Source organism: Galbitalea soli (genome assembly GCF_010686725.1).
Classification (GTDB): Bacteria; Actinomycetota; Actinomycetes; order Actinomycetales; family Microbacteriaceae; genus Galbitalea; species Galbitalea soli.
This window is the reverse complement of record NZ_JAAGWZ010000001.1, coordinates 673,086-694,775: the sequence shown is the minus strand read 5'-3', so window position 1 is coordinate 694,775 and position 21,690 is coordinate 673,086. Positions and strand designations below refer to the sequence as shown.

The 21,690-nt window shown below is 68.4% G+C and carries 26 protein-coding genes; 18 read left to right on the top strand and 8 right to left on the bottom strand.

Annotated features, from left to right (window positions below; all coding sequences use genetic code 11):
- Positions 1-150 precede the first annotated feature (150 nt).
- The 9 genes from G3T37_RS03280 (at position 151) to G3T37_RS03240 (ending at position 9,236) form a co-directional block, all read left to right on the top strand.
- Positions 151-540: a hypothetical protein gene (locus G3T37_RS03280; protein ID WP_163472030.1), complete on the top strand. Its 390-nt coding sequence runs from the start codon at positions 151-153 to the stop codon at positions 538-540.
- Between the two features lie 93 nt (positions 541-633).
- On the top strand, positions 634-1,056 hold the full coding sequence (locus G3T37_RS03275) for a hypothetical protein (RefSeq protein WP_163472029.1): 423 nt from the start codon (positions 634-636) through the stop codon (positions 1,054-1,056).
- Between the two features lie 50 nt (positions 1,057-1,106).
- The gene (locus tag G3T37_RS03270) at positions 1,107-1,289 is read left to right on the top strand and encodes a hypothetical protein (RefSeq protein WP_163472028.1); all 183 of its coding nucleotides are present in this window, start codon (positions 1,107-1,109) and stop codon (positions 1,287-1,289) included.
- Positions 1,290-1,623: 334 nt separating this feature from the next.
- A complete protein-coding gene (locus tag G3T37_RS03265; RefSeq protein ID WP_163472027.1) occupies positions 1,624-2,727 on the top strand; it encodes an LLM class flavin-dependent oxidoreductase in 1,104 nt (367 codons plus the stop codon).
- Positions 2,724-3,338, top strand: coding sequence for an FMN reductase (locus tag G3T37_RS03260; protein ID WP_163472026.1), 615 nt, complete (start codon positions 2,724-2,726; stop codon positions 3,336-3,338). Before G3T37_RS03265 ends, G3T37_RS03260 begins: the two co-directional genes overlap by 4 nt.
- Positions 3,339-3,454: 116 nt before the next feature.
- Positions 3,455-4,771, top strand: coding sequence for a S1C family serine protease (locus tag G3T37_RS03255; protein ID WP_163472025.1), 1,317 nt, complete (start codon positions 3,455-3,457; stop codon positions 4,769-4,771).
- Between the two features lie 79 nt (positions 4,772-4,850).
- Complete coding sequence (locus tag G3T37_RS03250) at positions 4,851-5,471, top strand: hypothetical protein (RefSeq protein ID WP_163472024.1); 621 nt, start codon at positions 4,851-4,853, stop codon at positions 5,469-5,471.
- A gap of 300 nt (positions 5,472-5,771) precedes the next feature.
- Positions 5,772-8,051 (top strand): polyribonucleotide nucleotidyltransferase, encoded by a 2,280-nt coding sequence (locus tag G3T37_RS03245; protein WP_163472023.1) that lies wholly within the window; start codon positions 5,772-5,774, stop codon positions 8,049-8,051.
- 216 nt (positions 8,052-8,267) lie between these two features.
- Entirely contained in the window at positions 8,268-9,236 is a 969-nt protein-coding gene (locus tag G3T37_RS03240; protein WP_163472022.1) for an aldo/keto reductase, read from the top strand.
- A 47-nt stretch (positions 9,237-9,283) separates the two neighbouring features.
- Here G3T37_RS03240 and G3T37_RS03235 read toward each other — a convergent pair whose 3' ends face one another.
- Positions 9,284-9,895: a TetR/AcrR family transcriptional regulator gene (locus G3T37_RS03235; protein WP_338401165.1), complete on the bottom strand. Its 612-nt coding sequence runs from the start codon at positions 9,893-9,895 to the stop codon at positions 9,284-9,286.
- Positions 9,896-10,276: 381 nt separating this feature from the next.
- On the opposite strand from G3T37_RS03235, the gene G3T37_RS03230 reads away from it, so the two are divergent.
- Together G3T37_RS03230 and G3T37_RS03225 are read left to right on the top strand one after the other, a co-directional pair.
- On the top strand, positions 10,277-11,632 hold the full coding sequence (locus tag G3T37_RS03230; protein ID WP_163472020.1) for an insulinase family protein: 1,356 nt from the start codon (positions 10,277-10,279) through the stop codon (positions 11,630-11,632).
- Between the two features lie 22 nt (positions 11,633-11,654).
- On the top strand, positions 11,655-12,257 hold the full coding sequence (locus G3T37_RS03225; protein ID WP_163472019.1) for a histidine phosphatase family protein: 603 nt from the start codon (positions 11,655-11,657) through the stop codon (positions 12,255-12,257).
- Here G3T37_RS03225 and G3T37_RS03220 read toward each other — a convergent pair.
- Positions 12,241-12,741, bottom strand: coding sequence for a GNAT family N-acetyltransferase (locus G3T37_RS03220; RefSeq protein WP_163472018.1), 501 nt, complete (start codon positions 12,739-12,741; stop codon positions 12,241-12,243). The genes G3T37_RS03225 and G3T37_RS03220 overlap by 17 nt on opposite strands.
- A gap of 55 nt (positions 12,742-12,796) precedes the next feature.
- Between G3T37_RS03220 and dapB the strand changes: the two genes are divergently transcribed.
- Complete coding sequence (dapB, locus tag G3T37_RS03215) at positions 12,797-13,543, top strand: 4-hydroxy-tetrahydrodipicolinate reductase (RefSeq protein ID WP_163472017.1); 747 nt, start codon at positions 12,797-12,799, stop codon at positions 13,541-13,543.
- Positions 13,540-13,992, top strand: a complete 453-nt coding sequence (locus G3T37_RS03210) for a hypothetical protein (RefSeq protein WP_422110965.1) — start codon at positions 13,540-13,542, stop codon at positions 13,990-13,992. Before dapB ends, G3T37_RS03210 begins: the two co-directional genes overlap by 4 nt.
- A gap of 14 nt (positions 13,993-14,006) precedes the next feature.
- Here G3T37_RS03210 and G3T37_RS03205 read toward each other — a convergent pair whose 3' ends face one another.
- From G3T37_RS03205 to G3T37_RS03190, 4 genes are read right to left on the bottom strand one after another with little or no spacing between them, the layout of a single operon-like run.
- A complete protein-coding gene (locus G3T37_RS03205) occupies positions 14,007-14,951 on the bottom strand; it encodes a TIGR01777 family oxidoreductase (protein WP_338401164.1) in 945 nt (314 codons plus the stop codon).
- Positions 14,951-15,376, bottom strand: coding sequence for an OsmC family peroxiredoxin (locus tag G3T37_RS03200; protein ID WP_163472016.1), 426 nt, complete (start codon positions 15,374-15,376; stop codon positions 14,951-14,953). The genes G3T37_RS03205 and G3T37_RS03200 overlap by 1 nt, the downstream gene beginning before the upstream one ends.
- A gap of 38 nt (positions 15,377-15,414) precedes the next feature.
- The gene (locus G3T37_RS03195) at positions 15,415-15,885 is read right to left on the bottom strand and encodes a DUF4395 family protein (RefSeq protein ID WP_163472015.1); all 471 of its coding nucleotides are present in this window, start codon (positions 15,883-15,885) and stop codon (positions 15,415-15,417) included.
- A 30-nt stretch (positions 15,886-15,915) separates the two neighbouring features.
- The gene (locus G3T37_RS03190; protein WP_163472014.1) at positions 15,916-16,329 is read right to left on the bottom strand and encodes a TlpA family protein disulfide reductase; all 414 of its coding nucleotides are present in this window, start codon (positions 16,327-16,329) and stop codon (positions 15,916-15,918) included.
- A gap of 93 nt (positions 16,330-16,422) precedes the next feature.
- Here G3T37_RS03190 and thyX point away from each other — a divergent pair, with 93 nt between their 5' ends.
- The 3 genes from thyX to G3T37_RS03175 all read left to right on the top strand — a co-directional run bounded on the left by thyX (position 16,423) and on the right by G3T37_RS03175 (position 18,120).
- Entirely contained in the window at positions 16,423-17,151 is a 729-nt protein-coding gene (gene thyX, locus G3T37_RS03185) for an FAD-dependent thymidylate synthase (protein ID WP_163472013.1), read from the top strand.
- 145 nt (positions 17,152-17,296) lie between these two features.
- The gene (locus tag G3T37_RS03180) at positions 17,297-17,950 is read left to right on the top strand and encodes a DsbA family protein (RefSeq protein WP_163472012.1); all 654 of its coding nucleotides are present in this window, start codon (positions 17,297-17,299) and stop codon (positions 17,948-17,950) included.
- Positions 17,947-18,120, top strand: a complete 174-nt coding sequence (locus tag G3T37_RS03175) for a hypothetical protein (protein ID WP_163472011.1) — start codon at positions 17,947-17,949, stop codon at positions 18,118-18,120. Before G3T37_RS03180 ends, G3T37_RS03175 begins: the two co-directional genes overlap by 4 nt.
- Before the next feature lie 64 nt (positions 18,121-18,184).
- Here G3T37_RS03175 and G3T37_RS14755 read toward each other — a convergent pair whose 3' ends face one another.
- Both G3T37_RS14755 and G3T37_RS14750 read right to left on the bottom strand, forming a co-directional pair.
- Positions 18,185-18,652 (bottom strand): aminoacyl-tRNA deacylase, encoded by a 468-nt coding sequence (locus G3T37_RS14755; protein WP_338401163.1) that lies wholly within the window; start codon positions 18,650-18,652, stop codon positions 18,185-18,187.
- The gene (locus G3T37_RS14750) at positions 18,649-19,215 is read right to left on the bottom strand and encodes a hypothetical protein (protein WP_241732072.1); all 567 of its coding nucleotides are present in this window, start codon (positions 19,213-19,215) and stop codon (positions 18,649-18,651) included. The genes G3T37_RS14755 and G3T37_RS14750 overlap by 4 nt, the downstream gene beginning before the upstream one ends.
- A 32-nt stretch (positions 19,216-19,247) precedes the next feature.
- Between G3T37_RS14750 and dusB the strand changes: the two genes are divergently transcribed.
- Both dusB and G3T37_RS03160 read left to right on the top strand, forming a co-directional pair.
- The gene (gene dusB / locus G3T37_RS03165; protein ID WP_163472010.1) at positions 19,248-20,438 is read left to right on the top strand and encodes a tRNA dihydrouridine synthase DusB; all 1,191 of its coding nucleotides are present in this window, start codon (positions 19,248-19,250) and stop codon (positions 20,436-20,438) included.
- Positions 20,428-21,675, top strand: a complete 1,248-nt coding sequence (locus G3T37_RS03160; protein WP_163472009.1) for a deoxyguanosinetriphosphate triphosphohydrolase — start codon at positions 20,428-20,430, stop codon at positions 21,673-21,675. Before dusB ends, G3T37_RS03160 begins: the two co-directional genes overlap by 11 nt.
- The last annotated feature ends 15 nt before the right edge of the window (positions 21,676-21,690 follow it).

Sequence of the window (21,690 nt, the reverse complement as noted above, 5' to 3'; positions counted from 1 at the left end):
GTCGCAGTGACCCCCCAACTGGGGAGCGTGTTCTTTACAGCTCGTTGATAGTTTTCCCCCGAGTGCTCTTACCGGGGGGAAGCGGAGGACATCATCGACGCGATCACTGCACCAGGGGGTTTTCTGGGCGCGTTCATCCTGCTCGGAATCATGCTGCCGCTCTCTCTGTCGGTCGTCCTCGACGGCATCGTCTACGCAATCCGCCACCGCGGTCCGCGCCTCCTGCTGTTCGCGCTCGTCCTCAGCGCCGTCATCGCCGGCCTCGGCTACCTGGCCTGGCGGAACGGAATGATGGCGATGGAGGGAACGGAGATGATGGTGTTCGCGCCCGACTCGATGTCGGGGACCATCGAGTTGTTCCTCGTGCTGTCGATCCCGGTCGCCGTGCTCGGATTCGGGATCCGCATGATCTCGCTCTTCCTCAACCCGCTCCGGCGCGAGCAGGAACGGGTGCTCATCGAGGCCCGGGCGGCTCGGCGGCGCGAGCGCGCCGAGCGGCGTCAGGCCCGGGCACGTCAGCACGTGGCCACTCCGCACTGAGGAGCGATCACCCTCGCGGCGCCGCCCGCAGGGTGCCGCACCGCCCCGCCTCGGTAGACTGGGAGGCCACGGGGAGTGAAGGATGATCGGGCGATGAAGCTGTTCGGCCGCGGTGACACCGCAGGGGAGTATCCCAAAGCGGATTCGGGTAAGGGCAGTCTCGATGACTACCGATTCAGCCTCGTCCCCAACAACGCCCGGATCACGATCGTGCTCGCCGGGAGTGACCCGCACCAGGACGAACTCGCGAAGTTCACCCCCGGCACCGAGGTGACGTCGTTCATCGCGCCCCGCACGATCGAGGAAGAGCGCACGGACGCGGCGATGCCGGTGCGCATCTTCGCCGACAGCCGCATGTCGGGCGTCGTCGGCTGGGTTCCCCGCGGGCTCGAGCCGGCGGTCATCGAGGCGATGGCACGGCTCGAAGGCGAGGGCAAGCCGCCGCGCATCCCCGCTGAAGTGACGGCGACGAAGCGCGGACTGCGACTGACCCTGTTGATGGGTCTCACGCGCTGAGACCCGGCCGGCGAGCGGGACCGCCCCGTCCGCCATGGCAGACTAGGGCGATGAACCGCCGCACCCGCACCACTTTCATCTGGTCGATCGTCGTCCTGATCGCGGTGCTCCTGCTGTTGACCTTCGTACTGCAGGCGCTCGCCTTCGCGGTGAAAGCGGCGATCCTCGTGTTCGTCGCGATCGTGATCGTGGTGCTTCTGAACCGCACCCTGCCCAAGAGGTCGCGAGACTAGCGGCCGCGGCGACGTCAGTGTCGCGCGGTCACGCGCGGATCTCGAGCGCGCTGATCTCGAGGGGGCGCCGCAGGCATGACGGCGACGATGGTCTGGGTGGCGGCGCTCGCGGCGTGGGCGGCGAGCGCGGCCATCTTCCGCGCTCGGGCGCGCGGATCAGTGGTTCGAACCATGGGTGTGGTCCCTTTTCTGAGGGTTCGGGTTCCCTCGCTGACGACGCTAGCACCGCAGCGATGCCGCCGCCATCCCTCGGGAATAGATCCCGAGGTGGCCGCGTTGACGTCCATATTCATGCAAACGCATTGAAAGTCCGAGCACTCACCAGGAGCACGAGATGCAATTCGGTATCTTCACGGTCAGCGATATCACCACCGACCCGACGACCCACCAGACCCCGACCGAGCACGAGCGCATCATGGCGACCGTCGCGATCGCGAAGAAGGCGGAGGAGGTCGGTCTGGATGTCTTCGCGCTGGGGGAGCATCACAACCCGCCCTTCTTCTCCTCGAGCCCGACGACGACCCTCGCCTACATCGCGGCGCAGACCGACCGCATCCTGCTCTCGACCAGCACCACCCTGATCACCACCAACGACCCCGTGAAGATCGCGGAGGACTTCGCGATGCTCCAGCACCTCTCGAACGGGCGCACCGACGTGATGATGGGGCGCGGCAACACCGGCCCGGTGTACCCCTGGTTCGGGAAGGACATCCGCGACGGCATCCCGCTGGCCATCGAGAACTACGCTCTGCTGCACCGCCTGTGGCGCGAGGACTACGTCGACTGGCAGGGTAAGTACCGCACTCCGCTGCAGGGTTTCCAATCCACGCCGCGTCCGCTCGACGGCGTGCCGCCCTTCGTCTGGCACGGCAGCATCCGCTCGCCCGAGATCGCCGAACAGGCGGCCTATTACGGAGACGGCTTCTTCGCCAACAACATCTTCTGGCCGAAGGAGCATTACATGAGGCTCATCGGCTACTACCGGCAGCGCTTCGAGCACTACGGGCACGGTACGGCCGATCAGGCGATCGTGGGTCTCGGCGGGCAGGCCTTCATGCGCCGCAACTCGCAGGATGCGATCGACGAGTTCCGCCCCTACTTCGACAACGCTCCGGTCTACGGCCACGGCCCCTCACTGGAGGACTTCACCGAGCAGACCCCGCTGACCGTGGGCAGCCCGCAGCAGGTGATCGACCGCTACGCCTCGATGCGCGAGCACTTCGGCGACTATCAGCGCCAGCTGTTCCTCATGGACCACGCCGGGCTCCCGCTCAAGACCGTGCTCGAGCAGCTCGACATTCTCGGCGAGGAGGTGGTTCCCGTGCTCCGGAAGGAGTTCGCCACGAACCGCCCCGAGCACGTGCCCGACGGCCCGACGCACGCGTCCCTCCTGGCCGCGGCCCGCGCGGCCGAGGCCCGCGAGGAGGTGCTCTCATGACGCAGCGCACCCTCGCCGTCCTGACCGCGGGACTCAGCCAGCCGTCATCGACGCGGCTGCTGGCCGATCGCCTGTCGGCTGCCGTCGTCGGGCGCCTCGCCGAGACGGGTGTCGAGACCTCGGTGGAGGTCATCGATGTGCGTGAGCTCGCCCACGACGTGACCAACAACCTCCTGACGGGGTTCCCGAGTCCGGCTCTGGAGCGGGCGATCGACTCCATCGCGGCCTCCGATGGGCTGATCGCGGTGACGCCCATCTTCACCACGAGCTACAGCGGACTCTTCAAGTCGTTCATCGATGTGATCGACCCGACCGCGCTGACGGACCTGCCGGTACTGATCGCGGCGACGGGTGGCACCGAACGGCACTCGCTCGCGCTCGACTACGCGATCCGACCGCTGTTCGCCTATCTGCACGCCGTGGTGATGCCCACCGCCGTCTACGCGGCGTCGAGCGACTGGGGCGCGGGGTCCGCGCCGGGTGCGTCGGGGCTCACCGAGCGAGTCGAGCGGGCGGCGGGGGAGCTGGCGGCCTCTGTGGCGGAGTCGGGGCGGTCATCCCGAGTGCTCGACCCCTTCGCCCTCCCCGCCGGATTCAACCCGGCCGGATAGTCCAGAGCGGGCTCACGGATGACCGGCAGCAGAGTCTTCGTCTGGTCATAGAGTTCCCCCAGCTTGGGGTTCGAGAGTGGCACCAACGCCAGAATCACCACCGTGAGGAACTCGCCATGAATCAGGACAACGAGCCGCAGCCGACCGACGACGCGCCGACCGCCGCGCCCGCCTTCAGCGCCGCGCCGACACCCGAGGACGGGAGCGATGCCGGGATTCCGATCGCACGCAAGAGTCGACGCGGGCCCGTTCTCGCGATCGTCGTGGCGACGGCCTCCGTCGTCTGCATCGGCGGTCTCGGTACCGCCGCCATCGCGGTGCTGACGGAACCCGCCGCGAGCACGACGTCGTCGCAGTCCACGAGCGGCGGGGTCGGCACGCAGCGCGGGTCGGGCTACGGCTCGTTCAGTGATCCCAACGGCAACGGCTTCAGCGGTCGCGGCGGAGCGGCGTTCGGCGGCGGAATATCGGGCGGTTCGTCGAGCTCCGGGACGGGTGCCTCCGTCTCCGCCGCGACGGCCTCCACCGCGGCGGAGAAGGTCGGGGTCGTGACGATCGACACCGTACTCAACTACGACAGCCAGGAGCGGGCCGCCGGCACCGGCATGATCATGTCGTCCAACGGGCTCATCCTCACCAACAACCACGTCGTGCAGCAGGCCACGAGAATCACGGTCACCGTCGAGTCGACGGGAAAGAGCTACCGGGCGACCGTCGTCGGCACGGATGCGACGGATGACGTCGCGGTGCTGAAGCTGTCCGGTGCGTCAGGACTGACCCCGGTGACCTTCGACGCGTCGTCGTCGGTGAAGGCGGGGGCAGCGGTGTATTCGGTGGGCAACGCCGAGGGGACCGGGGATCTGGTCACCGCGAAGGGCACGGTCGAGGCCGTCAACCAGAGCCTCACCGTGCAGAGTGACTTCTCGGAGACCGGCGAGAGCCTGTCCGGACTCATCGAGGTGAGCTCCGACGTCGTCTCCGGTGACTCCGGTGGTCCGCTGCGGGACTCGTCGGGCGACGTGATCGGCATCATCACGGCCGCGTCCTCGGGGAGCTCCGCCGTCACGGGATACGCGATCAACATCGACAAGGCGCTCCGGATCGCCGACCAGATCGAGTCGGGCACCGCCTCGAGCACGGTTCGCATCGGATACCCGGCCTTCCTGGGAGTCGAGATCGCGACCACAGCGACATCGACCGTCGCGGGAGTGCCCGTCAGCAGCGTCTTCGCCGGCATGCCGGCCGCCCGCGCGGGAATCACCGCCGGCAGCACGATCACCGCGGTGGATGGGACCGCGGTCTCCACGCAGAGCGCGCTCAGCAGCGCGATCGCGGCTCACCACGTCGGCGATCGGGTGACCATCGCCTGGACGGACGCGAAGGGGGCGGCTCACACCGCGACCGTGACGCTCGTCGCCGGGCCCGCGGCCTGAGATCCCCCGGGAAAGGACGGCCCGCCGAACCTAGTCGGCGGGCCATCTCCGTGCACGGCCGCGGTGCGAGACTGGGGGAGTGCATCGACTCTCCCCGCTCGTGACCGTCGTCGCGGGCGCGGTGGCGGTGAGCGCGATCATCCTCGGCTCCATTCCGCCCCCGCCCGCCCGCGCACCCGTCATGACGCGGTCGCAGCTGCTGCCCCTGGTCTCGCGGCTGTACTCGCAGTCTGCGAGTGAGCACGAGTACGCGCGGCTCGGCGTGCAGTTCCACCGGATCATCTCGAGTCGCCAGTGGCGCTCGGTGATGACCGCGTGCATCGCCGAGACGGGTATACCCGGTGTGACCCCCGGCTACGCCGGATCGTGGATCGCGCGCACCTCGGACGCCTCCACGGCACTCGTGCAGCACGACATCATCGAGGCCTGCTCGCTGCAGTTCCCCCTCGCCGCTGACGTCGAGGAGTTGCACACCCGTCAGCAGTGGCTCTATCAGTACGCCTATCTCAGTCACGATTTCGTGCCCTGCCTGCGCGCGCACGGCGTCGCCGTCCCGCCGCTCGTCGCCCGGGCGGAGTTTCTTCGCGCGGCGCAATCCGGTCGGGTCGTGGACGCATACGTCACGCTCGCGCTCGACGTTCACACCCCGCGCGGAGCGTCCATTCACTCCGCGTGCCCGTCCCGCGCCCCGGGCTTCTGAGCGGCGCGGCGCGCCGTCACTAGGCGCTTTCGGCGCCGCCCTGTAGTCTGGAGGGCGGAGCAGGCTGGCAAGACGCTGGTCACCGGTGGTGAATTTCCGAAATCGTCCAGATTCTTCGGAGACTTTCTACTGTTGGCCAGACATGCGCCCCACTCCGGAGGACCTCGTCCTCCGAGTCAGCCGCGCGCGTACACACCCGCCGATCAGCATCGCGCCCGTGTCATCGAACCCGCTCCTGCTCCTGAGAAGAGTCGCGCCCCACACGGGGGAGCGACGTAAAACAAAGGAGAAAACCCCCATATGGAGGGTCCAGAAATCAAATTCGCCGAGGCTGTCATCGACAATGGCGCCTACGGCACGCGAACGGTCCGATTCGAGACCGGTCGCCTCGCGCAGCAGGCACAGGGTGCCGTCGCCGCGTATCTCGACGAAGACACGATGATCCTGTCGGCGACGTCCGCGGGCAAGCAGCCGCGTGACGGCTTCGACTTCTTCCCGCTCACCGTCGATGTCGAGGAGCGCTCCTACGCTGCCGGCAAGATCCCCGGCTCGTTCTTCCGCCGGGAGGGTCGTCCGTCCACGGAGGCGATCCTGGTCTGCCGTCTCATCGACCGGCCGCTGCGGCCGACCTTCGTCGAGGGTCTACGCAACGAGGTCCAGATCGTCATCACGGTGCTGAGCATCGCGCCCGACGAGTTCTACGACGCGCTCGCGATCAACGCGGCCAGCGCATCCACCCAGATCTCGGGTCTGCCGTTCTACGGCCCGGTCGCCGGCGTGCGCCTCGCGCTCATCGGCAGCCAGTGGGTCGCCTTCCCGAAGTTCAGCCAGCTCGAGGAGGCCGTCTTCGACCTCACCGTCGCGGGCCGTCTCGTGACCGATGCCTCCGGCAACGAGGACGTCGCGATCATGATGGTTGAGGCTGAGGCCACCGAGGGCAGCTGGGACCTCATCAAGGCGGGTGCGACCAAGCCCGACGAGACCGTCGTCGCGCAGGGCCTCGAAGCCTCGAAGCCGTTCCTCAAGGCGCTCATCAAGGCGCAGCAGGAGCTGGCCGCGCAGTCGGCGAAGCCGATCGCCGAGTACCCGCTGTTCCCGCCGTACACCCAGGGCACCTACGACGCGGTGGCCGGACTCGCCTACGACGAGCTCAAGGGCGTGTACCAGATCGCCGACAAGATCGAGCGTCAGAACGCTGACGACGCCCTGAAGGACCGCGTCAAGGGCCACATCGCCGGCGAGGTGGAGGCGGAGCGCCTCCCCGCATCGGCGCTGGGCGAGGTGTCGGCCGCGTACAAGTCCGTGAGCAAGAAGGTCATGCGCGCCCGCGTGCTGACCGAGGGCATCCGAATCGATGGCCGCGGCCTGACCGACATCCGTGCGCTCGACGCCGAGGTCCAGGTCATTCCGCGCGTGCACGGCTCGGCCATCTTCCAGCGCGGCGAGACCCAGATCCTGGGCGTCACGACGCTGAACATGCTCAAGATGGAACAGCAGATCGATTCGCTGTCGCCGATCACCAAGAAGCGGTACCTGCACCACTACAACTTCCCGCCCTACTCCACCGGTGAGACCGGCCGCGTGGGCAGCCCCAAGCGTCGCGAGATCGGGCACGGCTTCCTCGCCGAGCGCGCGCTCGTGCCGGTGCTGCCGCCCCGCGAGGAGTTCCCCTACGCGATCCGCCAGGTGTCCGAGGCTCTCGGCTCCAACGGCTCGACGTCGATGGGCTCGGTCTGCGCCTCGACCCTGTCGCTGCTCAACGCCGGTGTGCCGCTGCGCGCTCCGGTCGCCGGCATCGCCATGGGCCTCATCTCGGATGAGGTCGATGGCGTGACGCGCTACGCGGCCCTGACCGACATCCTGGGAGCCGAGGACGCCCTCGGCGACATGGACTTCAAGGTCGCGGGCACCTCCGAGTACGTGACGGCGATCCAGCTGGACACCAAGCTCGCCGGTCTCCCCTCCTCGGTGCTGGATGGCGCGCTCAAGCAGGCCAAGGAAGCGCGCACGACGATCCTCGCCGTGATCAACGCCGCGATCGACGCGCCCGACGAGATGGCGCCGACCGCGCCTCGCGTCATCAGCGTGCAGATTCCCGTCGACAAGATCGGTGAGCTCATCGGCCCGAAGGGCAAGACGATCAACCAGATCCAGGACGACACCGGAGCGGACATCTCGATCGAGGATGACGGCACCGTGTACATCGGCGCCGTCGACGGTCCGTCGGCGGAGGCGGCTCGCGCGGCGGTCAACGCCATCGCGAACCCGCTCAACCCCGAGGTGGGCGAACGCTTCCTGGGCACGGTCGTCAAGATCGCGACCTTCGGTGCCTTCGTCTCGCTGACTCCCGGCAAGGACGGGCTCCTGCACATCAGTGAGGTCCGCAAGCTGGCCGGTGGCAAGCGCGTCGAGAACGTCGAGGACGTGCTCGGCGTCGGCCAGAAGATCCAGGTCGAGATCACCAAGATCGACGACCGCGGCAAGCTCTCGCTCGCACCCGTGCTCGACGATGCCGAGTCGGCCGATACCGACGGTTCGGCTGCGGCGAGCGACGGTCCTGAGGCACCCGCCGAGGGCTGAGCGCAGTAGATCTGCCCGGGGCCTCTCGCCAGGCGCCCGGGTAAGACGGAAGGGCCCGATCCTCGCGGATCGGGCCCTTTTGCGTACCCCTCGAGTCCGCCCTTGCTTCCGCCTTTATTTCTCCCTTGGGTCCCCCCGAAAGTGGGGTATCGCAGCACGGTAACGATTTGACGCGCCGGGCGTGTCGCCCCACGGTGCGGGCTTATCCTCAACATCATGACCCAGTTGTTGGACGCCGCGACGACCTCAGCGTTCGTCGCGCCCCGGCGTCGTCGCATCGGGTCGTCCGACCTACGGGTCTTCCCGATCGCGATGAGCGGCAATGTCTTCGGCTGGACCGCCGACAGCGAGTCGACGATCGGCATCCTCGACGAGTACATCGGCGCCGGCGGTAACTTCATCGACACGGCGGATTCCTACGCCGCCGGTCGCAGCGAGCACATGATCGGTCGCTGGATGCGCAGCCATCGAAACCGCGATGCCATGGTGATCGCGACCAAGGTGGGCAAGAGCGCGAACAACCCCGGTCTCACCGCCCGCGCGATCACTCGCGCGGTTGAGGCCTCTCTCGAGCGTCTGGACACGGGGCACATCGATCTGCTGTACCTGCACGTCGACGACGACAGCGTTCCCTTCGAGGAGACGCTTCTCGCGGTCGACGAGCTCATCAGGGCGGGCAAGGTGCGCTACTTCGGCGCCGCGAACCACACGGGTAATCGGCTGATCGAGGCCCGGATCGCCTCGGCCCAGCTCGACGTCGCACAGATGGTCGCTCTGCAGAATCACTACAACCTCGTGCACCGCAGCGAGTACGAGGAGGGCCTCGCGGCGGTCGCCCTGCGGCAGAATCTCGCGGTCATGCCCCGGTTCGCGCTCGCGGGAGGCTTCCTGACCGGCAAGTACCGGTCGCGGCTCGACCTCATGCGAGGAGCACGGGCGCGCGACGCCTATCCCTATCTCAACCGGCACGGGCTGCGGGTGCTCGCCGCACTCGACCAGGTCGCCGCCGCGCACAACACGAGTGTGGCCACCATCGCGCTCGCCTGGCTCCTGTCCAAGCCCCTCGTCGTCGCTCCTGTCGTGTCAGCCAGCAGGCCCGAACAGGTGGAGTCGCTCACGGCGGCGGCATCCATCCAGCTGACACGACAGCAGGCGACCGAACTCGATCGCGTCTCTGCGCGCTAAGAGCGCTGCTCGTTAGGAGCGCAGCACGTTAGGAGCGCTGCACGTTCCTAGTGCGCGAGCTGGGCCGTTGCGATGACGGCGTCGGTCACGCGCTGCAGGGCGGCGGAGGCCGCAATGGGATCGCCGGCGTATCCGCCCGTCATCGCGCCGTCGCGCGCGAGCATGAACTCGTCGGCGGCGTCGCCGGGCATCCGGTGGCCGAGGTCCTGAAGGAGGTCGGCCAGGAACCCGGTGTACCACTCGCGGTGGCGCAAGACGACCGAGCGAACCGGGTGCCGGGCGTCGGCGAATTCGGTCGCCGCGTTGAGGAAGGCGCAACCGCGGAACCCCGGCGTCGCGATATCGGCCACGATCGCGGCAACGATCGCGCGAAGGGCGGCCTCGGGCGCGGGGTGCGCCGCCAGGATCGCCTCGAGGTCAGCGACCTCGGCCGTGTGCCGGCCCTCGATGTACAGAAGGATGAGGCGGTCCTTCGAGCCGTAGTGCTTGTAGAAGGTGGCCTTCGTGACGCTCGATTCGCTGATGAGTCGGTCGATGCCGACCGAGCGGATGCCGTCGCCGTAGAACAGGCGATCGGCGGTCTCGAGAATTCGCTGTTTGGCGCCCGGGGCACGCTGTGCGGTCGGTTCAAGATCGACGTCATTTACTACGACCGTCACAGCGCGGCTCCTTACGGGCATTGCGGCTAGGTGTCCTCAAGCCGTTGGTGTGCTGAACCCGAGCCGGGGGACTCGGGCTGGTTCGGCAGGGGTTTCGGGCTCCTGCCGGGATGCTCGTGACCGGGGGGGAGCCGCGAGCGGTGTGCTCGTGGCCGGGGGAGCCTCGAGCGCGGTGTTCGCCTTCGGGTGGCGAAGCTATTGAGTTGTGGTCGGCCGAATCTCCGGCCGATGACCCAACTGTAGCATATGAGGACAGACAGACTCGTCTGTTTGTCCGCTATTTTGTCCCCCCAATTCGAGGGATAAGTGAAACGCCTTCGCCACTGCCTCGGTTGTGCATATCTCCGGTTGATGCCGACATCCATGACGTAGGCTCGTGCGGTGACCAACGGTGCCGTGCCTCTTCCTCTCGATCTCGCAGAACTCAGGTTCACGGCATCCGGCGATTCGCTCATCCGTCGAACCGTTCTGCCCAGCGGCGTGCGCGTGCTCAGCGAACAGGTTCCCGGCGCCCGCAGCGCCACCATCGGCTACTGGGTCGCCGTCGGCTCGCGGGATGAACTCCCGGGCACCTACGGATCGACCCACTTCCTCGAGCATCTGCTGTTCAAGGGCACCGCGTCGCGGAGCGCTCTCGACATCGCGGTGAGCTTCGACTCCGTCGGCGGCGAGCACAATGCTCTGACGGCGAAGGAGTACACCTGCTACTACGCCAAGATCCAGGACCGCGACCTGCCGATGGCCGTCGAGGTGCTCGCTGACATGTTCACCTCGTCGCTGCTCGACCCGAGCGAGTTCGAGAACGAGCGCGGGGTCATCCTGGAAGAACTGGCGATGGCCGATGACGACCCTGCCGATGTGACGAGCGAGCGATTCTTCGAGGCCGTTCTCGGCGACCACCCCCTGGGACGGCCGATCGGCGGCAGCCCCGAGACCATCTCCGCGGTCAGCCGGGATGCCGTCTGGAAGCACTATCGGGCGAACTACCGTCCGCAGGATCTCGTGGTGACGGTCGCGGGCGCGGTCGACCACGACGAGCTCGTCGCCGGCGTGAGCGCCGCGCTCGTGCGGGCAGGCTGGAACCTCGAGGCGCCCGCCGCGCCGGTCATCCGCCGTGACGCGTCGGCCGGACTCATCGAGCGCGGCACCCCGCTCGCGATCGTCGAGCGCCCGATCGAACAGGCGAACATCCTCATGGGAGTGGCCGGCCTCGCGGCCACCGACCCGCGCCGCGCGACGCTCACCGTCTTCAACTCCATCTTCGGCGGCGGCATGTCGAGTCGGCTGTTCCAGGAGATCCGCGAGAAGCGCGGGCTCGCCTACTCGGTGTACTCCTTCTCGCCGAGCTACAGCGACGCGGGGCTGTTCGGCGTCTATGCCGGATGCTCGCCCAGCAAGGCGACCCAGGTGGCCGACCTCATGCTGAGCGAGTTCCGGCGCATCGCCGAGCAGGGTGTGACGGAGGAGGAGATGCGACGCGCGGCCGGCCAACTGAGCGGGGCGTCGGCGCTCGCGCTCGAGGACTCCGACACGCGGATGTCGCGCCTCGGCCGCAGCGAGATCACTCTCGGCGAATTCGTCGACCTCGACGAGTCGTTGCGGCGCATCGCACTGGTCACGGCAGACGCGGTGCGTGAGCTCGCCGACGAACTCGTGCATCGGCCCCTCTCCGTCGCCGCCGTCGGCGCCGTCGATGCGGCACTCTTCAGTGGGCTCGCGCTGAGCCCCACCCCCTGACACCACCAGGAAGATCCAGAGCATGAGCCACTACCTCTATCTGATCCGCCACGGCGAACAGCAGGACGCCGAGTACGGCCTTCCCGACGGTCCGCTGTCGGAGCGCGGAAAGAGGCAAGCGCGAGCCATCGCGGAGCGCCTCGGCGGCGTGCCTTTCACGGGCGCCTGGCACTCGCCGCTCACGCGGGCCGAAGACACGGCGCGCATCATGACCGAACGGATGCCGGCGCTGGAGTCGGAGCCGAGCGCACTGCTCATGGACTGTATTCCGAGCGGCCCGACGCCCGACATGCCGCACAGCTTCGAGCAGTTCTTCGGTGGAGTCACGCCGGAGCAGATCGAGGCGGGCGAGGCGCAGATGACCGACGCCGTCGCCGAGTGGATGACCCCGACCCACGAGGATCGACATGACCTCCTCATCACGCACAACTTCGTGATCGGGTGGTTCGTGCGCGAGACGTTCGGGGCGGCACCGTGGCGCTGGATGGGCGTCAACCAGGCGAACTGCGGGCTCACGATCATCCGCGTGCGATCCGCGAAGCCGCCGGTGCTCATCACCCACAACGATCTGGGACACCTCCCGGCCGAGTTGCGGACGGGGCTGCCGGTCACCCAGCCGTACTGACGACCTTGCCGTACCAGTCGGTGGCGTTCGGGTTGCTGTTGTACGGGTCGATGTGCTCGTATCCCATCGATCGGTAGAGCGCGCCCGCGGCCTCCAGCGCCGCGTTCGTGTCGAGGACGAGCTCCTGAGCGCCCAGCGCGATGGCGCGCGCCTCGAGCTCGGCGAGCGTGCGTCGGCCGAATCCCCGGCCGCGGAGGTGCGGCTGCAGATACAGGTGCTTGATCTCGAACCGCGTGCGACCGGACTCGCCGTCGGCGATGCGGCGAACCCCGCCGCAGCCGACGTCCGCCGGCTCTCCGGCCAGATCGACGTCCTCAACGATCAGGAACACGCCGCTCGGGGGCACGAAGTCGCGTGGGCTGGGGAAGGTCGCCCGGTAGTGACCCTGCTGCGGCGGGAAGCCGGCGGCACGACTCTCGAAGTACTCGCTGAGCAGGGCGTGCGCCGCAGCGTCGTCGACGGCGGACTCCCGGAAACCGACCATGCCGCCCAGCTTAGGTCGAGGGGCGGCCATGACCCTCATTGGTAGATTGGTCGACATGACAACACAGGTCGCCGTCGTCGGCGCAACCGGCCGCATGGGCCAGCAGGTCATCCGGATCATCGACGCGACGGATGACCTGTCACTCTTCGCCGGACTCAATTCCCGCAGCGAGCTCTCCGAGATGATCGGCGCCGACGTGGTGATCGATCTCACCGTTCCCGCGGTCAGTCAGTCCGTGGTCGAGTTCGCGATCGAGCACGGCATCAAGGTGCTCGTCGGCACCTCCGGATGGTCTGCGGAGCGGCTCGCCTGGCTGGAGCGACGCGTCGCCGAGCACGAGGGCGCCGGGGTGATCGTCGTCCCGAACTTCTCGATCGGGTCGGTGCTCGCCACCTCGTTCGCGACGATGGCGGCCCGCTTCTACGACTCGATCGAAATTATCGAGGCTCACCATGCCTCCAAAGTGGATTCGCCGTCCGGCACCGCCGTCCGCACGGCCGAGCTCATCGGGCGTGCGCGCTCGCACCAGGGCCCGGTGATCGCACCGCACGCCGACCAGCGCGCGCGCGGACAGCAGGTGGCGAGCGTGCCGATCCACTCCCTCCGCATGCAGGGCGTCGTGGCACGCCAGGACGTGCACTTCGGCGCGTTGGGGGAGCTCCTCACCATCACGCACGAGACCCTCTCGCCCGACTCCTATGAGCGGGGCATTCTCGCCGCGTTGCGCGCCACCCCGGGCGCAGTCGGGGTCACCGTGGGCCTCGACGCGCTGATCGACCTCAGCGGAAACGCCGCCGAGTGAGGAACCGTACCGCCGCGCTCGTCATGGCGGTGCTGCTGGCGCTGTACCTCGTCGTGACGGTGCAGTACTCGATCCTGCTGCTGGGCACCGACAGCGTCATCGCCAAGGTCGAGGGAGCCGCGTTGCTCGTGCTGCCTCTCGTGGGGGCGTGGGCGCTCGTTGCAGAACTCCGATTCGGCACGCGCGCGCAGCGTCTCCTGCGACGGATGATCGAACTCGACCGACTCCCCGTCGACACCCTGCCGCACCGCCCCAGCGGTCGCCCGGATCGCGCCGCGGCCGACGCCGAGTTTCCCGTGTTCCAGGCGGAGGTCGAGGCGAACCCCGACGACTGGACGAGCTGGTACCGGCTCGCTCTCGCCTACGACGCCTGCGGGGATCGCCGGCGCGCGCGGTGGGCGACCCGACGGGCGATCCGGATCGAGCGCGAGGCGGCCGCGCGGGGCTGAGCCGGTGCGGTGATTCAGGCGCCGACGATCATCCGTTCGATGGCCTGTTCGACGGTGGTGTCGCGGAAGCGGAACCCGTCGTCGAGCAGCCGCACCGGCAGCACCTTCTGACTGGCGAGGAGCAGGTCGCGACCGGCTTCGCCCAGGAGTCCGCTGATGAGACCATCGGGAATCGCGAACGGATACCAGCGATGGAGCGCGCGCGCCAATGCTTTGGTGATGCGGTCGGAGGTCGCCGGGGTCGGACCGACCAGATTGACCGGGCCGCTCAGGCGGCTGCGCAGCAGATGGCGGATCGCCGCTGCCTCGTCATACAGGCTGATCCACGGCCAGTGCTGCCCGCCCGTGCCGAAGCGCGTGCCCAGCCCGACCCGGGTCAGCGGGATCAGCGGAGTGAAGGCGCCGCCCCGGCCCACGACGACGCCCGTGCGAAGCGTGACGACCCGGGTCTTCGCGGGTGCGAGGTGTGCCGCGCGCTCCCACTCCTCGACGACGTCGGGGAAGAACCCCGAGCCGCGGGCCGACTCCTCGGTCAACCGTTCTGCCGGGCGGTCGCCGTAGAAGCCGACGGCGGAGCCGTTGAGGAGCACCGCCGGTGGGGTGCGGGACATGCCCATCGCCTGCGTGAGCGTCTCGGTGGCAGTGATGCGCGAGGTCAGGATCTCGCGCTGATAGGACTTCGTCCAGGGCAGCCGCCCCGTCGACGCGCCGGACAGATTGACGACCGCGTCCACTCCGTCGAGAACGCCGTAGTCCATCATGTGCGCGGCGGGCGACCAGTGGAACTCGCGCTCGTTGCGGGGCTGAGACCGCACGAGCGTGAGGACGGCGTCTCCCGCCTCCTCGAGCTGACGAACGAGTTCTCGCCCGATGAACCCGGAGGCACCCGAGATGAGAACCGTCAGCGGCGTGTCGTCCCTCAGGGCGCGGGGCACCGCGGGGCGTTCCGGGCGCGCCACTAGGCGAGACTGGCTTCGAGCGTGATGGTCACCCCGGCGAGCGCCTTCGACACCGGGCAGTTCGCCTTGGCGCCCTCCGCGAGTGCTTCGAAGGCCTCCTCCGTGATGCCGGGCACCTTCGCGCTCACCAGCAGGTGGCTGCCGGTGATGCCCTCACCGGGCACGAAGGTCACCGCGGCGGTGACCTGGAGAGATTCCGGAGGCGTGCCGTTCCCGGCGAGTGCCGCTGCGAACGCCATCGAGTAGCACGCGGAGTGAGCCGCACCGAGGAGTTCTTCGGGGTTGGTCTTGCCGACCTCCCCGACCGATCGTGCCTGCCAGGAGACGGGGAATTCGGCCGCATCGGATGAATCCAGTGAGGTGGTGCCCGATCCGCTCATCAGGTCGCCGAACCACAGCGTCGTTGCTTCGCTCGTGAGAGCCATTGAGACCTCCTTGTGGGGAGCCTCCAGCCTATGCGGGCTCAGGCCCGTGCGGCAGTGCCTCGGCCGAGGATGCCCGCACGAACGAGCAGCAGGTAGATCTGGCAGCCGAGGCAGTAGCCGAAGACCGAGTTGAGGAAGGCCGCGATGAAGGCGAATCCGGCGGCGATCGGGAGCGCGAGCGTCACACCCAGGAGGAAGAGGATGACGCCCACGAGCGTCACGAAGAGTCCGACTCCCTGGGCGAAGGTCGGCGGCGTCGCATCCTCCAGTTCAGTGGGCGGCGCGAGACGCGGACGGATGACGCGCTTGAACAGCAGGCCGTAGGGATGGCGCTGGATGCCCGCGATCGTGCCCCAGGCGAAGACCGCCGTGATCACGACGAACAGAACGAATGCCGCCGCACCGAGCCCGGAGAGGAACAGACCGATCACGACGAGCAGCAGCACCGCGGTGATGCCGGCGCCGAAGCGGGGACCCCGGGGATCGACGGTGGGACGGTCAGTGCTCACGATGCGTGCCTTTCATGCGCGGCGGAGAGGTCAGGCGACCAGGAGGCCCTCGACGGCCGTGCGGACGTCGTCGCGCCGCGGCGCCCCGCCGATCCGACCGCGGATGACACCGGCACCGTCGAGGATGAGTGTCGTGGGCGTCTGCAGGATGTTGAAGCGAGCCGCGAGCTCGGGGCGGTGCGTGAGGTCGACGTCGACGTGGCGCACGCCCTCCAGCTGGCCGGCCAGGTCGCCGAGGACCCGGCGCGTGGGGCCGCAGGTGGAGCAGAACTCGGTGGAGAACTGGAGCAGTGTGACCTGGCCGTCCTCCGGCAGCTCGGGGAGCGTGACCCGCGTGGCGTCCGCCTCGCGAACGCGACCGGAGCCCCGCTGCCAGACGAGACCGAGTCCGGTGGCGAGCGCGACGAGGCCCACGAGCACCGCGGCGACCACCAGAGGATTCATATGCTCAACGCTAATCCCGCCCGTCGCCGGGCTGCCGAGTGTGACCGGATGTTACGAACGGCCGATGTCGCCGGCCGCCGCTAGGTTTAAGCCGTGACTCACGACATCCAGTTCCGCTCCGACGTCACCGTCGAGCTCGTCCGTTCCAGTGCCTCCGACGCCGATGTCCTCTTCGCGGCCCGGGTGTCGACGCAGGGGGAGCAGACCCTCGAATCGGCGCAGGACGCCACGCTCGACACCTCGCGCAGCAAGGGCCTCATCAACTACCTCATGCGCGACCGCCACGGCTCGCCCTTCGAGCACAACTCGATGACCTTCTACGTGCAGGCGCCCATCTTCGTGTTCCGCGAGTTCATGCGTCACCGCATCGCCTCCTACAACGAAGAGAGCGGGCGGTACCGCGAGCTCGGTGCGGTGTTCTACGTGCCCGGGCCCGACCGCAACCTCGTGCAGGTGGGCAAGGCCGGTGCCTACGACTTCCTTCCGGGCACGCCCGAGCAGAGCGAACTGGTCTCGGCCGAGGTTCGATCCGTCTGCGAGCACGCGTTCGAGTCCTACCAGCGGATGCTCGACGCGGGCGTCGCGCGTGAGGTGGCGCGAATCGTCCTCCCCCTCACGATCTACTCGTCCATGTACGTGACGATGAACGCGCGATCGCTCATGAACTTCCTGAGCCTGCGCACCAAGCGGGAGGGCACGCACTTCCCGTCGTTCCCGCAGCGCGAGATCGAGATGGTGGCGGAGAAGATGGAGACCGCCTGGCGGGAGCTGATGCCGCTCACCTCGGCGGCCTTCGATGCGAATGGCCGCGTCGCGCCCTGAGACGAACCGTGCCGTGGCGGACGACCCGAGCCGTGAGGCGAGCTGTGCCATGGGGCGAACCGTGCCCGGAGGCGAGTCGCGTCCTGCGCGAGGGTGACCCAGGCGCACGGGAATACTCCGGGGCGGGGCCGTGGTTGGGGTGCACGTGAGTGATCCCATCAAGGTCGACATCTGGTCCGACGTTCAATGCCCCTGGTGCTACATCGGAAAGCGAAAGTTCGAGGCCGGCGTGGCCGCGTACGGCGGTGACGTCGAAGTGGAGTACCACTCCTTCGAACTCGCGCCCGACACCCCCGTCGATTTCGACGGCACGCCGAGAGAGTACCTGAGCGCCCGCAAGGGCCTGCCGCTCGAGCAGGTCGATCTCATGCTCGAGCGCGTCGTGGGAATCGCGGCGAGCGTCGGTCTCGACTACGACTACGACCACGTGCACCAGACCAACACGATCAAAGCCCACGAACTCCTCCACCACGCCAAGTCGAAGGGCCTGCAGCTGGAGATGAAAGAGAGGCTGCTGCGCGCCTATTTCATCGAGGGCGGTCACGTGGGGCGCATCGAGGACCTCGCCGACCTCGCCGCCGAGGTCGGTCTCGACCGGGCCGAGGTGGTTCGCGTGCTGAGCGAGGAGCGCTACCTCGCCGACGTCAAGCAGGATGTCGCGCAGGCGGCGGCGTACGGCATCCAGGGCGTCCCGTTCTTCGTCGTTGATGGCCGCTACGGGGTGTCGGGGGCGCAGGATGCGCAGACCTTCGCTAACGTTCTGGCACAGGTTGCGAGCGAGAGGGAGTCGGTGGCATGACCGAGTCGTCAGCGTCGGTGAGCCCGTCGGTCGCGGCGTTGCCGACGGCGCCCGCGTTCGCGATGCTCGGTGACGCGGATGCCGAGTCCTGCGTGGGCGACGTGTGCGTGATCCCCGCGCATCACGAACAGGCCGTGATCAACCGACTGGTCGACTCGGATCGCGTCTGATCCTTCGGGTCGCTGCGCTCAGGCACTTCGGGTCGCTGCGCTCGGGCCCTTCCGGTCGCTGCTCTCAGGCGGGATCGGTCAGATCGGCGACGGTCGCACCGAAGCTGGCGATGAGCGCGTCGGCGTCGACGAAGGCGCTGCGGCCGTGGGCCCCCGCGCCGAGCGCGATGCGCCGGCCGATCATCCTCTCGTCGGCGTACACCGGCCATGCCGTCGTGCTGCCGAGTGGGGTGATCGTGCCGCGTTCGTATCCGGTCGCTTCGAAGGCGACCTCGGCATCCGGCATACGGAGCCGATTGACGCCGACGAGCGCGCGCAGTTTGGGCCAGGAGATCTGACGGTCGCCGGGGACGAGGGCGAAGAGGAAGTCGCCGTCGTGGCGCTTGACCACGAGCGTCTTGACGATCCCCGCCGGTGACAGCCCCAGGGACGCCGCGGCCTCCGCGAGACTGCCCGCCGGGCCGCGCTCGACGATCTCGATCTCGAGTCCCCGCGCCCGCGCGTCGTCGGCGACCCGATCGACGCCGCTCACGAGGGTGTGCCCAGTCGACGTCGCTCGGCCTGAACCGCCTGGAGATACTGTGAGCGCTCGAAGCGGAAGGACACCTCGGGATCGAAGGGCTGCGCGACCCACCACACGTGATCCGGCGGGACCTCGACGACCGGCGGCGCCTTCTTCCAGAACGGGGTGAGCTTCGGGGCGGGGCCCGGCTGCTCCTGCTCGAAGCCGAGGCGACTCCAGCTCACCGAGATGTCGTCGATTCCGAGCGTGGCGCCGAGCACCACGCCGCAGCTCGCGTCGAGGCAGGCGTCGCAGTAGCCGATCGCGATCCGACCGGCTCCCAGGGGATCGGGCTTGGGGCCTCCGAGCAGCGAGACCAGGTACGCCTGCGGGTCGACGGCGCCGGCACGGCCCTGCACGATCGGTGTCGACTGCTCCACAGCGCGCCCGGTTCGCTCGCTGAGCGCGACGCTGAGTAACTGATCGTTGACCGTCAATTGTCGACTCGCGTGCATCCCCGGGCCCCAGGCCGACTTGCGCTCGACCTCCAGGTCGACGAACCGCACGACGTCCAGAGGCGCGGCTTCGGCCATGGTCTCTCTCGCTTTCTGGGAGAATCGGTGTGATGACTATTCTCTCGGCACCCGTGGCGCACAGTGGGTCCGCCACACGTCGCGTTAGCGCGCCGCTCACAATCGGCGGGATAGAGCTTGCTGTCCCCGTCGTCCTCGCGCCCATGGCAGGGATCACGAACACGGCGTTTCGTCGCCTCTGTCGCGAATACGGAGCGGGTCTCTACGTCAGCGAGATGATCACCAGCCGCGCGCTCGTCGAGCGAACGCCCGAGAGCATGCGGTTGATCAGGCACCACGAGTCGGAGACCACTCGGTCGATCCAGTTGTACGGTGTCGACCCGAAAACCGTGGCCGAGGCCGTCACCATGCTCGTCGCCGAGGATCGGGCCGACCACATCGACCTCAACTTCGGCTGCCCCGTTCCCAAGGTCACGCGCAAGGGCGGGGGAGCCGCGCTGCCCTGGAAGATCGGGTTGTTCCGCGACATCGTCGAGGGCGCTGTGAAGGCAGCGGGGTCGATCCCGCTCACGGTGAAGATGCGCAAGGGCATCGATTCCGATCACCTCACCTATCTGGAGGCGGGCCGTGTCGCGCAGGGAGCCGGGGTCGCCAGCATCGCGCTGCACGCCCGCACCGCGGCCGAGTTCTACTCGGGCACGGCCGACTGGTCGGCGATCGCGACCCTCAAGAACACCGTGACCGACGTTCCGATCCTCGGCAACGGTGACATCTGGTCGGCCGACGACGCGCTACGCATGGTCGCGGAGACGGGGTGCGACGGCGTCGTCGTGGGTCGGGGATGCCTCGGCCGCCCCTGGCTCTTCGGCGACCTCAGCGCCGCCTTCTCGGGCGAGACCCGCAAAGCCGAGCCCGGCCTCGGTGAGGTCGCGGTCGCGTTCCGCCGTCACGCCGAGCTGCTGACGGAGTTCTTCGACGGAGACGAAGACCGGGCCTGCCGCGATATCCGCAAACACGTCGCCTGGTACTTCAAGGGCTACGCGGTGGGCGGCGAGTTGCGCGCGAGCCTCGCTACCGTGAAGGACCTCGCTCAGCTGGGCGAGCTGCTGGATCAACTCGACCACGAGCAGCCGTACCCCGGGGCCGACGCCGAGGGACAGCGCGGCCGCGCCGGTTCGCCCAAATCGCCCGCCCTCCCCGAGCGCTGGCTCGAGAGCCGTGAGCTGCAGGAGACGCACCGCGCCGAACTCACCGAGGCCGAACTGAGCACCAGTGGCGGCTGAGTACTCGGCGCAGGACGCCGAGCGCTGGCTGCCGGAGGAGCACTCGAGCAGACGCAGCGACTTCGCGCGAGACCGTGCCCGCCTTCTGCACTCGAGCGCCCTGCGGCGGCTCGCCGCGAAGACCCAGGTGCTCAGCCCCACCACGGGGATCGATTTCGCGCGCAACCGGCTGACGCACTCGCTCGAGGTGGCTCAGGTCGGGCGCGAACTGGCGGAGAGCCTCGGCCTCGACCCCGATGTGGTGGACACCGCGTGCCTCGCCCACGACCTCGGGCATCCGCCGTTCGGTCACAATGGTGAGCGCGCGCTGAGCGAGTGGGCGCACGACATCGGCGGTTTCGAGGGCAACGCGCAGACGCTGCGCCTGCTGACCCGGCTCGAACCGAAGGTGTTCGACGCGGACGGCCGGAGTTTCGGGCTCAATCTCACGCGGGCGAGCCTCGACGCGAGCTGCAAATACCCGTGGCCCGAGGCGCAGGGCATCCCCGACCCGAGCGGGCGCAGCAAGTTCGGCTTCTACGACGACGACACGCCGGCGTTCGAGTGGCTGCGGGCCGGGGCTCCCGAGCGACGCCGCTGCATCGAGGCGCAGGTGATGGATCTGAGCGACGATATCGCGTACTCCGTGCACGATTTCGAGGATGCGATCGTGGGCGACTACATCGACGTCAGCGCGCTCGGCGCGCGCGCCGACCACGACGAGCTCGTGGACTCCATGTTCGTCTGGATCGGCGGGGAGATCGACCACGACGAACTCATCCAGGCCTTCGACCGCCTGGACAGCCTCGACGTGTGGATCGACGAGTGGGATGGCAGTCGCCGGTCTCTTGGGCGCCTCAAGAACCTGACCAGCCAGTTGATCGGGCGTTTCGCCGCTGCCGCGGTGCAGGCGACGCGCGCCAGCCACCCCGGGTCGTCGCTGATCCGGTTCGGGGCGGATGTCGTGGTGCCGAGGGAGATCCAGGCCGAGATCGCGGTGCTCAAGGGGATCGTCGCGGCGAACGTCATGTCGACGAACGCCCGCAAACCGATCTACGCGCGCCAGCGCGAACTGCTCGTGGAACTCGCGGATCACCTGCTCGAGACGGCTCCGCACGAACTCGATCTCGGTTTCGCCGAGGACTGGCGTGCCGCGCAGAGCGACGCGGCCCGGCGCCGTGTGGTGGTCGATCAGGTGGCGAGCCTCACCGACCAGTCCGCGATGGCGTGGCATGACCGGTTGATCGCACAGGGCTGACGACCGCGTCGGCGC

Excerpts from the sequence above, each read along its gene's own strand:
- G3T37_RS03270 (WP_163472028.1), top strand. The coding sequence starts at position 1,107 with ATGAACCGCCGCACCCGCACCACTTTCATCTGGTCGATCGTCGTCCTG.
- G3T37_RS03190 (WP_163472014.1), bottom strand. The coding sequence starts at position 16,329 with ATGAATCCTCTGGTGGTCGCCGCGGTGCTCGTGGGCCTCGTCGCGCTC.
- dusB (WP_163472010.1), top strand. The coding sequence starts at position 19,248 with ATGACTATTCTCTCGGCACCCGTGGCGCACAGTGGGTCCGCCACACGT.
- G3T37_RS03175 (WP_163472011.1), top strand. The coding sequence starts at position 17,947 with ATGACCGAGTCGTCAGCGTCGGTGAGCCCGTCGGTCGCGGCGTTGCCG.
- G3T37_RS03220 (WP_163472018.1), bottom strand. The coding sequence starts at position 12,741 with ATGGTCGGTTTCCGGGAGTCCGCCGTCGACGACGCTGCGGCGCACGCC.
- G3T37_RS14750 (WP_241732072.1), bottom strand. The coding sequence starts at position 19,215 with ATGGCCGAAGCCGCGCCTCTGGACGTCGTGCGGTTCGTCGACCTGGAG.
- G3T37_RS03245 (WP_163472023.1), top strand. The coding sequence starts at position 5,772 with ATGGAGGGTCCAGAAATCAAATTCGCCGAGGCTGTCATCGACAATGGC.
- G3T37_RS03265 (WP_163472027.1), top strand. The coding sequence starts at position 1,624 with ATGCAATTCGGTATCTTCACGGTCAGCGATATCACCACCGACCCGACG.
- G3T37_RS03200 (WP_163472016.1), bottom strand. The coding sequence starts at position 15,376 with ATGGCTCTCACGAGCGAAGCAACGACGCTGTGGTTCGGCGACCTGATG.
- G3T37_RS03240 (WP_163472022.1), top strand. The coding sequence starts at position 8,268 with ATGACCCAGTTGTTGGACGCCGCGACGACCTCAGCGTTCGTCGCGCCC.
- G3T37_RS03225 (WP_163472019.1), top strand. The coding sequence starts at position 11,655 with ATGAGCCACTACCTCTATCTGATCCGCCACGGCGAACAGCAGGACGCC.
- G3T37_RS03260 (WP_163472026.1), top strand. The coding sequence starts at position 2,724 with ATGACGCAGCGCACCCTCGCCGTCCTGACCGCGGGACTCAGCCAGCCG.
- G3T37_RS03255 (WP_163472025.1), top strand. The coding sequence starts at position 3,455 with ATGAATCAGGACAACGAGCCGCAGCCGACCGACGACGCGCCGACCGCC.
- dapB (WP_163472017.1), top strand. The coding sequence starts at position 12,797 with ATGACAACACAGGTCGCCGTCGTCGGCGCAACCGGCCGCATGGGCCAG.
- G3T37_RS03280 (WP_163472030.1), top strand. The coding sequence starts at position 151 with ATGCTGCCGCTCTCTCTGTCGGTCGTCCTCGACGGCATCGTCTACGCA.
- G3T37_RS03275 (WP_163472029.1), top strand. The coding sequence starts at position 634 with ATGAAGCTGTTCGGCCGCGGTGACACCGCAGGGGAGTATCCCAAAGCG.